Consider the following 15,176-nt stretch of genomic DNA (forward strand, 5'->3'; position numbering starts at 1 on the left):
ATTCTCTTTAATTTTAGTTGCGCTTTGGGAACAGGAGAGTTTTTGAATCAGGGGACTTCGAGTCGGCACGTTAAAACTGAATTTTTCAGCCGGATTTGATATAAAGTAGGAGGGCTCTCTCAATTAACCTTCCGCTTGCATTTCTTCAATGTCAAACCAGCTAACTATCACTCCCGCTAGCGGAATCGCCAGAAATATACCTAAAAGTCCTGCTGCTCTCGCCCCGACTAACAGTGCAAAAAATACCACTACCGGATTGAGGTTAAGCGAATTTTGCATCAGTCTCGGATGAATAAAGTTGTCTTGAATTTGCTGCAAAACAATGCAAGCTGCCAATACTTTTAAAGATAGCCACACATTTTGAGACAATACAATAAAACAAACTAAACTAATGCCCAGCGTCGCTCCGATCCCTGGAACTAAATCAAACAATCCGATAATAAAGGCTAAAATTAAGGGAAATTTCACATCTAACAGCAGAAAAATTAAAAAACTTGCTGTTGTCAAAAATAACATTAACAGGATTTGTGCCTGAAAAAATCCTAAAAAGTTTTTCTCTATTGTTACACTTAAACGCCTGTGCAGGTGTCGAGGTATAAATTTGAGAACTAACACCCACAGCCTCTCTCCATCAAGTAACATGAAAGAAGCCACTACCAAAATTAATATTAAATTCAATAAATTGGTTAAAAATACTTGTAAAAAAGCAATACTCGATACAACTCCAGCCAAAGCTTGATTTCGCAGTTGTTCCTCAATAACTCGCAGGTTAACTTGCAGGTTTCTCGCCCGCAGAAATGCTTCGATGCGCTCGGACAGCGGCGCCAGAGCATTCACAAATTCAGTCATGCTGTCAATTAATTGCTGTCCTTGAGATAAAAGAGTGACGCCTACAGTGACGGTGAGACCGCCAAAAACTAAAATGGTGAGCAAGACAACGAAGGCGACAGCTAAACTTCGCGGTAAAAATCTTTGGAGAGTTCGCACCGGATAGTTGAGCAAAAAAGCCACGAGTGCAGCAATGGTGAAAACCGCGACGGCAGTTTCAAAGTAAGCTAAAAGTTGCAGTCCAGCCCAACCAGAAGCAAATAAAAGCAAAAACCGGACTAAGGCTAAATTGCTTAGCATATTCCAAAAATTGGGAGGGGTTCTTTCTTGCTCTTTCACAGGGATTTTTAGGGGTTAATAATAGCTCAAAACTATTGCAGAGTGATCTTTTAGAATCGCACCCAAGATATATCTGCGGCTATCCCCCTCAAGGCAGAAAACAGATGACGAACTGAGGCAGGAGTGGGTTCTATTCACCATAAGTTCGATCGTCACGAATGCCCCATGAAACACGTCCGCGATCGAACAAACAGCCTTTTTGACTCTAAAACCGCCTCGGAAACTCTTTGCGAGGGGAGTATTTGTCGTGGCGGGCTCGCAACTAACACACAAACGCTCAAACTTGCCGGCGCCGAAAAACCCGGTTTCAGTGTCCGTGGCGAAAAATTTCAACTCTGCCTCGTGGAAGATAGTATGAACCGGTCAATTTTTGGGATACTAGAAACTAGCACTCAACTTAGCTGAGGAACAAACGTGCTGCTATCAAAAGGCTTTGAAGTAGAAATGTATACCGGCACTCCCGAAGGTGAGGTTGTCGGTCTCTCCGATCGCATAGTTGCCGATCTAGAGGGATTTGTCCGGGAGCCTGATAGCCGCAATGTGGAGTACACGACCGCCCCGCTGTGCAGCTACGATCGCCTGCTGTGCGCCTTAGTCAAGCCGCGAGTCCGGCTGCGCGAGTATCTCAAACAATTGGGCGACTATACCTTGCTGCCGGGAAGTACCCTGTCTCTCGGAGGGAGCGATCGATTTTACAGATCCGATCCCAACAACCCCTACCACACCTACATCGAGCAAACCTACGGCACCAAAGTCGTCACCGCCAGCATTCACATCAACATCGGCATCTCCCAACCAGAAATGCTGATGCGCGCCATCCGCCTCGCCCGCGTCGAAGCACCGCTATACCTTGCCTTGAGCGCCTCTTCCCCCTTCCTCGACGGCGAAGTAACGGGCTATCATTCCACTCGGTGGGGTTTGTTTCCCAAAACTCCCGCCATCGTCCCCCTGTTTGAAAGTCACAAGCATTACATTCAGTGGACTGAAGAACAGCTAGAACTCGGCACTATGCAAAACGTCCGCCATTTGTGGTCTGCAGTGCGACCAAATGGCGATCGTCGCCCCTACTGTCTCAACCGCCTAGAACTGAGAATTTGCGACCTCGAAGTCAATCCTCTGGCTTTGTTAGCCATCACTGCCTTACTAGAAGCTCGCATCTGGCAGATGATGGAAGACCCCAGCTTAGACCCCTTAGAACTGTCTACCTTACCTGCCGCCACCCGCAACCAAGACTTAGTTGCCCTCACAGACGCCAACGAAATTGCTGCATCCCGGCAAAGTTTGGATGCCGAACTCACCCATTGGCAAGACGGCAGAACTATTCTGGCACGAGATTGGATTGAGGAAATTTACCGAGAAGTCTGGCCTATAGCCAAAAAACGCGGCTTTAGTTGCTTTCTCTCGCCACTCAAAAAGATTCTCCGGGAAGGCAACACGGCCCAGCAGTGGTTGAAGCTACACGAGGGCGGTTCGGACACCCGCAGTATTATTCTCCAAGGAATTCACGGGATGGCTCACCAAGAATGGGAGCTTGAAGACAACTTGTGCGCCCAGTTAGTTGCCTGAAGTACCCGCCGTTATTATAACGGGGGGTTTCACTAGCCCCCTGGCTATGCGTACTCAGCCAATACAAATAGCCCCAACCTCCCGGTCAAAAGTTGCAGAGCGACTCCCAAAAACCAATCAGAATATTTAATCAATGGAGCTCCACAAAGGTTATAAATAAAAGCTATAAGGTAGATCTACCTTTGGGTAGTTTTATAAATTTCCCAAGAGCTGTATTTTTCGCTGTTAATTAGCTTCATGCCCCAACTTGTCTTGATTCACCCGCAAATCCCCCCCAATACTGGCAATATCGCCCGCACTTGCGCTGCTACAGGCACGGAACTGCATTTAGTCGGCCCGCTGGGGTTTGAAATTAGCGATCGCTACCTGAAACGGGCCGGCTTAGATTACTGGCCCTACGTCAATCTCCACTGCCACGAAGACTTAGCGGCTTTTCAGGCCTGTCGGCAGCAGCGCGGGGGACGATCGATCGGATTCAGCACTGGTGGGCGATGCAATTACGCCGAATTCCAATTTCAGCCCAGCGACTGGCTGATGTTTGGCTCGGAAACTGTAGGCATTCCCCAATTCGTCTTGGATGCCTGCGACGCCACAGTTTTTATTCCGATGAGCCAGCCTGGAGTCAGGAGTTTGAACCTCTCCGTCAGCGCCGCTGTGGGTTTATTTGAGGCTAAACGACAGTTGGGCGAGCTGGGATAAATCATTATCAACACATAAATATATAGATATTTAATAGCTGCCGGAGGTGGCAAAATCTCCATTTTAATATAAGAAATTTGTATCAAAGGGGGGAAAATCTAGATAGCCGACATTAATATATTTTATTCATTCAAAAACAGATTGTTATCAGCAACACCAAATTACTCACCAGATGATTCAGCAACAAAAACGGAGGATTTTAGCGATTTAGGGCGTCAGCGAGCACCAGCTTGGGTTTGAACACTATATCTAGTAAATATACGGTTGTAGCCTGTCCGGAAATTAGCATAAAGTCAGATAATAGGTAAGAGTTCAGAGCCTTACCGGAACGAAGATTTTATGTATTCGTTCCAGCTATTGCGGTGTAAGGCTTGTGGGGTTAATTGCAGCAGGTTTGACCGAGAATTTTAAAATTTCTGACGGTTTGAGCTTGTCTAAATTAAAAAAGCAAGGTAATCTGGCCTAAGCATGATAGCTGTCAACAATCAGAATATTTTTGCTTGTTGATTTAAACTCAGCGTCATGCGATCCCCTTGAGTGTTTCCAAGGACAGTTAGCGCTTCTCAGTAGGAGGTCGTTTTTTTGAAACGAACATATCCCCAAATTAAGCCTGTTCAGGCTAGTGAAATCGACAGAGATGGTTCTGCGGAACCATCCAAACAGACAACGCTCAGCACAGGCAGAGTTCGCTCTCTCGCCACGATCGGGCTGGCAATATCGGTAGGTGCTTCTGGCATCCTGCTACCGAGAAATGGAGACAGCGCTCGCGCGTCTGAGCTCGCACCGACATCAGAATCCACCGCTGAAGTACAGCCAGTATCGGCCAACGGGCCCGCTACATCGGCACAAGTTGACGGTTCCAGGGCCCAACAGCCCGGATCACCTTATGAACCCGCGACGGTTAAGGTGCAGGAGGGGCAAAGCCTTTGGGAGCTTTCTCGGGATTATGAAGTTGAACCGTTGGCACTAGCAACTGCCAACGAGATCCAACCCGATACCATACTCCAAGTTGGCCAACAGCTCAGAATTCCGACTGCGACGGAAGCCACACCACAACAGAACGCCGGCTATAGCACATCGGCTTCGCTAGATCTCGCAGCGACGGTCAATCCCGAACAAGAGTTAAATCTGACTGGCTCCGAGCCATTGGATAGTGCAGCAATGACAGCGCTGCCATCAACCGCAGCGACCCCGCTGGTCACGACGGTACCGGAACAAAGTTTGATCGAAATCCCGAATGCAGACGGGGCAATCGACAGTTTGAAAAAACAGGAAAACCGCACCACAGAATCGGGTCGAACTATGTTCGGGTCGGAGGGGGGAGCAAATTTATCTACACCTGCGGCATTTGTGCCCGAGTCAGCACCGACGCTGACCTCCCCGGGATATGCAACTGGGACAACTATTCCTGACCTCGATGCCACACCTGTAATTCCCAATTCCGGGGAAGGTCAAGCAGCATCGCCCGATGATCGAGCATTCGAGTCAATTGAACAGTCTTTGGCAACACCCAGTTTGCCCTCGGCTGTGGTAGTCCCCCCTGCGGGAAGTACCGCCGCGCCGGCTGAGGTTCTCTACAGCGTGCGTCCGGGAGATACGGTAGATGCGATCGCCAAAGGTCACGGCGTATCGCCCACAGATCTGATCTCGGTCAACAAGCTCGGCAACCCCAACTTGCTGAATGTCAATCAACGGCTCAAAATTCCCCAAGTTGGGTTTAAAAATCCAGGGGTGCAGGCTGCTGCCTCTTATTCTGCCTCTAACTCTACATCTGTCAGGGCGGGGAGTTCGGTTCCCGCATCTTTGAACCCGAGCTCGTCTACCTCGGAAATAGCCGGTGCTGGCGTTGCAGCACCCGCGCCCACAGTGCCTGTTGTCTCTCCCCTGGAGAACTTGGAAGGTCTGAACAATATTTCAGCGCCGATGGTTCCCCAAATTAACAGCATTCCGCTGACTCAAGTTTCCCAAACCATTAGCGATCCACGGAAGCTGGATCTGCAAGGCGAACCAACATTTACAGGTGCAGTTGACACCAGTGCCCTACCTCAGCCAGCCAGTGCAACTGCTACCGCCATCGCTACTGGAGAATACCCGCAGCCGCTCAGCTTCGTGGCAAATACTAGCGCCCAGGGTTCAAATGCCGATCCAACTAGCGCTTTACCAGAGTCGAATTCGGAGGCTCTCCCCACCGCAGAAGCTCTCAACCCTTATTCCGAACGCTTGAGGGCAGAAGTTGTCAGGCTACGAGAGGAATATCGTGCCTCGCGCAATTCTATCGGCGCCAATGCGGTGTCCCTGGCTCCAACTGACGGGCCCTCGGTCAACCCGTCTGAGGATATGCCAAGTGTCAATCCATATCTCTACACCCCCGACTATACTGAGGCGGTGCAGAATGAAATCAGCAGACCGCCATCGAGAGCCTGGTCTGAGCAGGTTCAGAAGCAGCAGCAAGAGCGTTTAGACCCCGCTCGCGCAGCGGAACTGCAACCGATAAACCTGACGCCGACCTCTGCTCAACAGCAGCAGCAGCGACCTGTGGTAGCAACTGCTCCTTTGGGAGCCGACGGTTACGATCCCCTAAGCAACCCGTCTTTGGGACGCATGGTTTCCCCAGAACTGCCTCCGCTTTCGAACCCTGATACTTATCTGCCTAACGGCAAACAACAGTCGGCTAACGGGTTTATTTGGCCCTCTAAGGGCGTTCTTACTTCTGGCTATGGCTGGCGATGGGGACGGATGCACAAAGGAATTGATATTGCAGGGCCGATCGGCACGCCAATTGTGGCAGCATCAGACGGGGTGGTTACCTATGCTCAGTGGAACGACGGCGGCTACGGGTATCTGGTGGAAATTACCCATCCTGACGGCACTGAGACTGTCTATGCCCACAACAGCCGAATTTTGGTGCAAAAAGGTCAGAGAGTCGCTCAAGGGGAACAGATTTCAGAAATGGGCAGCACTGGCTTTAGTACCGGGCCGCACTTGCACTTTGAAATTCATCCCGCCGGACAGGGTGCTATCAACCCAATGGCTTTGCTGCCCGACGATGCGTCCAGCGCTTCTCGGTAACGACTGGTCGGAAGTTATGGGTTTTGAATGATTATCAAAACTCATAACTTTTACTGGAAGTTATTAGAAATAGTGTTGTTAGAAAAGAAGACATAGCTAGCCTTACCGTGCTACGATAGTAAATCGTGAAGTAGATTTGGCTCAGTGGCGCAGTGGTTAGCGCAGGGGACTCATAAGCCCAAGGTCGCAGGTTCAAATCCCGCCTGAGCCATTATTAAATCAAAAAAACTGCGCTCTCAAATTTGAGAGCGTATTTTTTTGATTTATCGAGAAGATACTTGTAGTCGTTATGAGTATGATATATTTGTAACAGTTCGTAAAAAAGGAAACAAAATCTATGACCAGTGAATGCCTCCGGGTTGGTCAAGCTGCACCCGATTTCGCAGCAACAGCCGTAGTGGATCAGGAATTCAAGACAGTTAAACTGTCCGACTATAAAGGCAAAAAGTATGTAGTCCTGTTCTTCTACCCCTTGGACTTCACCTTTGTGTGCCCGACTGAGATTACAGCATTTAGCGATCGCTTCGAGGACTTCAAGAAAATCGATACCGAAATCCTCGGCGTATCCGTTGACAGCGAATTCTCTCACCTCGCTTGGATACAAACAGACCGCAAATCAGGCGGTGTCGGCGACCTCAACTATCCCTTAGTTGCTGACCTCAAAAAAACAATTAGTTCAGACTACAACGTCCTCGACCCAGAAGCAGGCGTTGCCCTCAGAGGTCTGTTCATCATCGACAAAGAAGGCATCATTCAACACTCTACTATTAACAATCTTGCCTTCGGTCGCAACGTGGATGAAACTCTCCGTACTCTGCAAGCTATCCAACACGTCCAGTCTCACCCCGATGAAGTTTGTCCCGCCGGCTGGCAGCCCGGTGACAAGACAATGACTCCCGATCCTGTCAAGTCTAAGGTATTCTTTGCTGCGGTTTAAGCACATTATAGGTGTAAGGACACGGCAGTGTCGTGTCCGTACCCGCAGGGAAATTCATTGAATCGGATTTTTAATTAACAATTAGCAATTAGCAATTACCCAATTAGGAAATATGCTGACTTCTACTAATTTTAGCGGCTTGTTAAATCAGCGATTTTTCCAAAATTTATTGCCTGTTCCGGCGACTAATGTTCTGAACCTGGGGCAGATGACGCCAGATTTTGAATTGCCGGATATTAATAATGGCAAATTGGTGCGGCTGTCGAATTATCGCGGCGATAAGCCGGTAATTCTGGCTTTTACGCGGATTTTTACGGAAAAGCAATATTGCCCTTTCTGTTTTCCTCACATTAAAGCTTTGAATGAAAACTGGGAAAAATTTGCCGATCGCAATATAGAATTATTGATGGTTGCCAGTACCGACGATCGCCAAAGCCAAATTGTGGTTAGAGATTTAGGCTTGAAAATGCCTCTGCTTTCTGATCCAGGCTGTCAAGTTTTTCGGGCTTATCAAGTCGGTCAGGCTTTAGGTGCTCCTTTGCCCGCTCAGTTTGTTTTGGATGCAGAGGGAAAACTCGTCTTCAAACATTTGTTTTCTTTCATAGACCACAATGCTAGTGTGGACACTTTGCTGAAATCCCTGCCGAAGTAGGGACACGGCAGTGCCCATGAGTCAGGATAGAGTCCAAGGCAATGCCGTGTCCCTACCCCAAAATAATATTGTAGGGAAACGGCACTGGCGTGTCCATATTTGGAGCCGTGTCCATATTTGCACTTTTTAACCCCAGATTCACTTAGATGTAAGCCGATCGTATTTAAAACCGAAAATCTGTGGCATTGATAGTGTGAGCAGAAACTCCGGTTAAGGAAGCTAAAACTTGACCGTTGGACACTAACTTAATCAAAGTTGCATTATTACTTTGAGTTACAGCCAATAGCGAAAAATTCAAGCCATTAGTTAGGAAAATCAAATCTTTTCCATCCTCAAAATCGACAATTGTATCGATCGCAGAATTGGCAGATCGTAAAAAGTAATCGCTACCTGCACCTCCAATTAAACTATTATTCCCTAAGCCACCAATCAGGGTATCATTGCCTTTGCCACCGTAGAGGGTATCATTGCCATCAGCGCCGATGAGACTGTCAGATCCGCGATCGCCAAATAAGATATCTTCACCGTTACCACCAATCAGACTATCATTACCCTTGCCGCCGTAAACGCTGTCGTCACCCATGCTGCCGTCAATGGAATCATTGCCGCGTTTGCCGCTGATGAAATCGTTAGCATCACCGCCAATCAGACTATCATCTTGATTTGTACCGATCGTCGAATTGGCAGAATCGCTGACGGGTTCTATATCACCGATCGCGATCGGACTAGCAGGCAAAGAAGGTGCAGCAGTGCCTTGAATCTTCGCATCTAAAGCAGCACCAGTATTTTCGGCAACCACCTCAAAAATCGGTTTGATGCCCGCAGCAGCTCGTTTGAAATCCATTGCAGTGTCACTGAGTGCAACTTTTTGCACGCGGGCAATTTCAGCAGGAATCCAATTCGGCAAAAAGTTAGAAACAACTTGATTTACCCGTTGATTCGCCTCTGCCATTACCTCAGCCACTTGCGGGGCTATTGATAGTAATTGTTGGCTGTTGAGATTCGATTCAAACTGTTTCGTATTGGTAACAGCTTGCTGAATAATTGCTGATAACTGTGCGGGATTAGTTAAATCCAACTCAGTACCAGATTTAATTTGACTGGTTATTGCACTGACAACAGCTTTATTAATGGCTGGATAACCAGCGGTGGAAATACCGTCAATGAAGGTGGCAGTTTGGGTAATCAAGTTTTGCACTTTTACCATTGCTGCCAAAGTTTCAACTGCACCCGGTTGATTGTCTTTTGTCGCAGCAATTGGATCTAAATCTGTCAAATCAACACTTGCTGGAATCGCCAAAGAAGCTTTGACTTTCGATTCCGCTTCATTTTGGGAAATTCCGCGATCGATCAAATCTGCTACTAGACTCGTTAACAGCGTGACTACCGTAGAATCGGGAGGTGCAGATACAGGTGTTTCCAGAGGCAAACCAGTCGCAGTATCGAAGCCGCCAACAGCAACAATCTTGCCTTCTTCTGGATCGATTTGACCGTTTTTGTTAGTGTCAAACTGATCGAAGGGAATTTCTAATTCAAAACCACCATTGCTGTCAGTAGTAGTGAACGGTTCGTTGGCATCGCGGACGTTATTCTTATTAGCGTCAAAGAAGAGAGTTGAACCAGAAATGTAACCGTCAATCACCACGCCACGACAGCTAACAGTTATTAGCATTCCCTGATTGTCGCTAGCACTTGCACCCGCTTTATCAGTTGCTTTTAACTTAATTTGGAGAGTTTGAATTGTCGGACTTTTGCCGCTGAGAGTGCGAGTATTTGGATTGAAATTCAGCCAACTCGGTAGGGGACTTCCGTCTATCAGAGTAGCTGAATAAGTGAGAGTATCTCCAGGATCGGAATCTGTGAAGGTATTCTGCGGGAAAGTGTATTCAAACTGCGATGAATTGCTGGTTTTCAGGTATTGGTAATGCCACGGGGTGGTAGTCGGGCCGTAATTGAGTACAGGCGCGTGGTTGATGTTGTTTGGCGTTGGAGTTGGCGTTGTTGTTGGAGTTGGTGAAGTTGTTGGAGTTGGTGAAGTTGTTGGAGTTGGAGTTGTTGTAGGAGTTGGTGAAGTTGTCGGAGTTGGCGTTGTTGTAGGAGTTGGTGAAGTTGTCGGAGTTGGCGTTGTTGTTGGAGTTGGGGAAGTTGTCGGAGTTGGTGAAGTTGTCGGAGTTGGCGTTGTTGTTGGAGTTGGGGAAGTTGTCGGAGTTGGTGAAGTTGTCGGAGTTGGTGAAGTTGTCGGAGTTGGGGAAGTTGTCGGAGTTGGTGAAGTTGTCGGAGTTGGTGAAGTTGTCGGAGTTGGTGAAGTTGTCGGAGTTGGGGAAGTTGTCGGAGTTGGGGAAGTTGTCGGAGTTGGTGAAGTTGTCGGAGTTGGTGAAGTTGTCGGAGTTGGTGAAGTTGTCGGAGTTGGTGAAGTTGTCGGAGTTGGTGAAGTTGTCGGAGTTGGTGAAGTTGTCGGAGTTGGTGAAGTTGTCGGAGTTGGTGAAGTTGTCGGAGTTGGTGAAGTTGTCGGAGTTGGTGAAGTTGTTGGAGTTGGTGAAGTTGTCGGAGTTGGGGAAGTTGTCGGAGTTGGGGAAGTTGTCGGAGTTGGGGGAGTTGTCGGAGTTGGGGCCGTGTAAGTTACGATATTGTCTGCACTCGTGCTTGCGGTATTGGCATTACCTGCTAAATCTGTGACTGCATTAGCATTGATGCTGGCAACAATATTGCCGTCGCCTGTCATGCCATTGACTCCGAAGGTGTAAGTCGGGCCAGTACCGGATATGTTAGCTGTTAAAGTTCCGCCTGCTGTACTCCCGGTGAAGCTAATATCTGAGGCATCAAAACTGGTTACTTCTTCGCTGAATGTGACTGTGAAATTAATAGTTGAATTGCCAGTCGGATCGGTTTGTGTTGTGGCTTGATTAACGGTAACAGTCGGAGCAATTGTGTCAATGACTATTGCTTTATTTGCACCTAATGAATTGGCTGCACCGGGACTTGGTAAAGTCAATACAGCATTATCATTTTTGGCATTCAGGATAGTACCGCCGTTGAGAGTGAGGGAAGTTGTCGATCCGTAGTCTAAATCGGGACTATTATTTCCGGCTGCAACTGTGTAATTAAATGTCAGGGTATTGCTGCCGCTGCCGCTGACATAATTTGCAACTGCATCGGTGGTTCCGGTTTCTAAGGTAAGCTGTGGTGTCCCCGTAACTGTGACTGGTTCGGAGAGGGTTATTGTAATGGGAATGACTTTACCAATACCGTAATTTCCATTAGCTTGAGGTGAGTCAATATTGGTGATAATTGGTGCATTGGTAATGGTGATGCTGGCTGTTTCTACCGCACTGCTGAAAGGACTCGAAACACCGTTAATTTCTAAGTCTTTGGCAATGTCAATATTGGCTTGGCCACCGGTATAGACGCTGGACGGGTATGCAATACTATTACCCGATCGATCTAATGTGCTAATTTGATCCCAGGCACGGAAGGTAATAGCGTTACTGACAGTACCGATGTATCCGTTGGTGGGAATCAAGCGAATGCGGGTAGTGGGGTTGGATGGCAATAAGAGTGGATTTTGATCCGTGCCTTGAGGGGTGAAAGCAAAATTATTCCAGTTTGTACCGTCTGTGGTGTACTGCCAACTACCATTGGTTGTGTCTGCTGCTGTAATCGCAACGCCACGGGGACGCAGAGAAATGGCATCATTAGGATCGGTGATTTTGGTGCCGCCAAGGCGATCGATTAATTCTGATATTAATGTACCGCTATTAGTTTCGTTGGATTTAAGCGTGTTTAAACTGGGATTGCCCGAATTATCGAGCACTGGGGAGTCATTGACGATGACGAAAACTGAGCCTTGGAGCTGATTGTAGTTATTAGGGGGGGGAAAATAAGGTTGATTAGAGGTATCGGTAGAACCGTCCGTAGCCTTGTAAAAGAATTGGTCAATGCCGTTGAAACCGGGTGCGGGAACATAGTTAATGTTGCGTTTCGGGTCGATAGTCATCGCCGATACTGAACCGTTGAACGGAACATTAAAATTTGGATCGGGATTGTAGTTAGTAGGGACATTGTTGTTAGGAAGAACGAAAGTAGGAGTGAACCGAGCAATACTGTCAGTAGAGTTGGAGGTATTGGGATCGGGTTGTTTTGCAAATAAGATTCCCTGTCTACTATCGATCGCGATCGGACTCAAAAAATTACTTTGATTGATGCCACCAGGAATGTTGGTTCCGTCGCTACTTTTTACTCTTTGAATCAACGTGCTGTTAATGTATCCTGAATCAACACTTCCTACTACTAAGTCGCCGTTAGCATCAATGACAATTTCATTGACAGATCCATTGGTAAACAAGTTGGCAAGGAAGGTGGGATCTGCCGTGCCGTCCTTATTCAATCGAGCAAGGCTGTTGCGCGGCTGCCCGCCGATATTACTAAAATTGCCTCCAACTACGATCTTGCCTGTAGCATCAATAGCGATCGCCCCGATGCGAGAATTATTAGGGCTGGGGTTGGGGTTGAAAGTGTTATCTATCGTGCCGTCGCTATTCAATCGAACCAGCTTGTTTTGGTTGGCGAAGGTGGTCGGGTTGGTGAAGGTTGTCCCTATGACTGGGTTGTTATTAGCATCGATCGCGATCGCGTCGATAAAATTCAAATTAGCTAGAATATTCTCGTTAGGATCGATCGCGCCACTGATGCTATTCACCCGATCCAATGTGAGATTTGGGCCTGTGAAGTTGCCGTTGATGCTCTTTTTGCCTATTAAGTTGCCATTAGCATCAATTGCGATCGGACCTACAAGACTCGTTTTCTGATTAGGATCGTTGGGATTGCTGGCGTTAAAAATTGGCTCGGCCTTGCCGTCGCTGCTATTCAAACGAACTAAAGACAAACGATTTGATGGGTATAATCCGCCGCTGTCGATGAAATTCCCACTTACAATTGGGCTACCGTCATCGCCGATCACGATCGTGTAAACTCCTGGAAAGGCACTGGAAGGAATATTGGGATCTAGTGCAAGATTGGGATTAAAAGTCGGATCTACCGTCCCATTGCTATTCAGTCGAGCAACGTTATTGCGAGGTTTACCGCCAATTTCAGTGAATTTACCTCCTACATAAATCCAATCGTTAATATAAGCAGCATTGTTGCCATTAGGGCCGGTTAGTGTCCAATCACCATCGTTATATGGGTTTGGTGGAGGAGTATAGTTGGGTTGTTGCGGAAATGGAGAGAGACTTTTTACCGTCAAAGGTTTCGCGCCACCTGTATCGTTTGCCAAAACGTTAATTATGACACTCTTCCCATAGTTCGGCTGGCCATAGTTCTGCTGCCCATAGTTCGGCGAGGTATTATTGGCGTCCGGGAGAGTGACAGTGATGGCTGCCCTGTCCGGTTTTGCGACGATGGATTGATTAGCAATAGAGACTTTGCCCAGACGAAATGTAGAGCTTCCTTGGTCGGTACTGTCCCCTAAAAATAGCGATGATCCGTAGTAATCGCTGTAGGGATTGAAAGTAGGAGAACTCGTTGCTGGCTGGAATAAGTAGTTACGCAGCGGCCCTGTCAAAATTGGGGTTGAGGAATCATTAACAAAGAGTTTGTACTGGTTATCTTTGACAGTCAGCGCGTACTTGTTAAAGGAGGCAACATTAAATCCAGCAGGAAGTGTGGCTGTTTCAGCGGGGACAAAGTTATTGGTAGTCGGGGTTGATTGAGCAAAAATTCCTGTAGATTTGAAACCCAATTCTACGCCGGGGGCAATGACGCTGAAACCCGATCGATTTGCTTCGCTGGTTTCTGCGGTAATTGCCACGTTAAACAATAGGGTATAGCCCTGATTGCGATCGAGTCTTCCTGGTTGTGGAACATATCCTATATTTGGATCGTAGGGTGGTTGAGGTGGTAGTGGTATATCTTGATTGGAATAGCCTGCAATACCTGTATTTCCTCCTGAGATGCTGGCAGTATTGATGCTGATATTTGGTGAAAATGCACCGGTATTTAAAGTAGGGGGAGTTGTAGTTTCAGGGGCCGGTGTTTGTAGGTAACGAAGCCTGGGGAGCTTTTGTAGTTGTGTCCCTGGATAGAAATCAGGCAATCCCCATACCCCTATGCCACCAGAGAAGTTTGTGATGCCATCGTAGAGAGTATAGTTGCTGAGGACGCGATCGTAAGTGGCTAAAGTTTCTGGCTTGAATGCTAGAGAAGAAGAGATATCTCCAGTTGTGTATTCTAATTCCCAGTCGCCACCTTTCGCTGCACTGCCAGTGAGATTGGTAGATGCCGCAATATTTGCTCCTGTCAGTGCCGCGATGCGCTGAAGGAAGTTGGCACTATCTACCCTTGTTTCAAAAGAGTCTAATTCGCGGGTGGATTTGGCTTTTGGGTCACTGCTGTCTGATGTGGTTTCTGCTGCTACGTTGCAACCGTAAATCAGGATGTCTGCATAAAGATTTAAAGCGTGCCGCCATTGTTGCAATTGCTGGTGATAAGTTTCTAGGTTGTCGGCACATAGTTGGGTTGTGCCGAGTTGCAAGCAGCCGGGACTGCCGTGAGAAACTATGTGAATGCTGTCAATTTTGGTGCGATTCGTTAATACTTGGGTGATTTGGGCGACTCCATCGGCGCGGGAGTCGATAATTATTGCTTCTGTTCCGGGCATAATGCCTGTTATCAGGCTTTGATAATCTTCGACTTGGCTGTCGATAAATGCGATCGCTCTTACTGATACTTGGCTGATTGATTTTGTTGGCATAACACACCTACTGTTCATGAAGAATGAAACTACAATTACCGAAATTAATCGATCAAAAATTGCAATAAAAGCCCTCTAAGGTTTTAATTCTCAAACCTCTTTGGATTCTCATGTATAGCGCTGCACCCGCCGACAAAAATGAATAAACTGATTTCTTTAATTTAACTATAAGTACAAAGATTAGATTTGATGGATTTCTTAACAAAAATATATAATATCTATCACTAAGGGATTTAATAACAAGTATTATTAGTGACTAGGTAATGAGAATTATCCTGATAATTCCTGCTAAAACATGAGTTTTATTAGTATAGAGCGATACTGAGAAAAACTAAGGT

7 protein-coding genes and 1 tRNA gene are annotated in these 15,176 nt (G+C 47.2%); 6 read left to right on the forward strand and 2 right to left on the reverse strand.

The genetic code is table 11. The annotated features are described in order from the left end of the window. Positions 1-123 precede the first annotated feature (123 nt). Positions 124-1,167, reverse strand: coding sequence for an AI-2E family transporter (locus NDI35_RS07800; RefSeq protein WP_445312225.1), 1,044 nt, complete (start codon positions 1,165-1,167; stop codon positions 124-126). Between the two features lie 414 nt (positions 1,168-1,581). Between NDI35_RS07800 and gshA the strand changes: the two genes are divergently transcribed. The 6 genes from gshA to NDI35_RS07830 all read left to right on the forward strand — a co-directional run bounded on the left by gshA (position 1,582) and on the right by NDI35_RS07830 (position 8,090). Next, positions 1,582-2,733, forward strand: coding sequence for a glutamate--cysteine ligase (gshA, locus tag NDI35_RS07805; protein WP_445312226.1), 1,152 nt, complete (start codon positions 1,582-1,584; stop codon positions 2,731-2,733). 237 nt (positions 2,734-2,970) lie between these two features. Next, positions 2,971-3,432, forward strand: coding sequence for a tRNA (cytidine(34)-2'-O)-methyltransferase (locus tag NDI35_RS07810; RefSeq protein ID WP_445312227.1), 462 nt, complete (start codon positions 2,971-2,973; stop codon positions 3,430-3,432). Positions 3,433-4,014: 582 nt separating this feature from the next. Then, positions 4,015-6,501 carry a peptidoglycan DD-metalloendopeptidase family protein gene (locus tag NDI35_RS07815; protein ID WP_445312228.1) on the forward strand — a complete coding sequence of 829 codons (2,487 nt, stop codon included), beginning with the start codon at positions 4,015-4,017 and terminating at the stop codon, positions 6,499-6,501. Positions 6,502-6,639: 138 nt separating this feature from the next. Next, positions 6,640-6,712: transfer RNA gene (locus NDI35_RS07820), tRNA-Met, on the forward strand. 126 nt (positions 6,713-6,838) lie between these two features. Next, positions 6,839-7,438 (forward strand): peroxiredoxin, encoded by a 600-nt coding sequence (locus NDI35_RS07825; RefSeq protein WP_190663488.1) that lies wholly within the window; start codon positions 6,839-6,841, stop codon positions 7,436-7,438. Positions 7,439-7,550: 112 nt separating this feature from the next. Continuing rightward, on the forward strand, positions 7,551-8,090 hold the full coding sequence (locus NDI35_RS07830) for a peroxiredoxin family protein (RefSeq protein ID WP_445312229.1): 540 nt from the start codon (positions 7,551-7,553) through the stop codon (positions 8,088-8,090). Positions 8,091-8,253: 163 nt separating this feature from the next. Here the strand turns inward: NDI35_RS07830 and NDI35_RS07835 are convergent, their stop codons facing one another. Then, positions 8,254-14,838 (reverse strand): DUF4347 domain-containing protein, encoded by a 6,585-nt coding sequence (locus tag NDI35_RS07835; RefSeq protein ID WP_445312230.1) that lies wholly within the window; start codon positions 14,836-14,838, stop codon positions 8,254-8,256. Positions 14,839-15,176 lie beyond the last annotated feature (338 nt).

It is taken from the genome of Microcoleus vaginatus FACHB-2002, from assembly GCF_040004035.1.
Lineage (GTDB): Bacteria > Cyanobacteriota > Cyanobacteriia > Cyanobacteriales > Microcoleaceae > Microcoleus > Microcoleus vaginatus_C.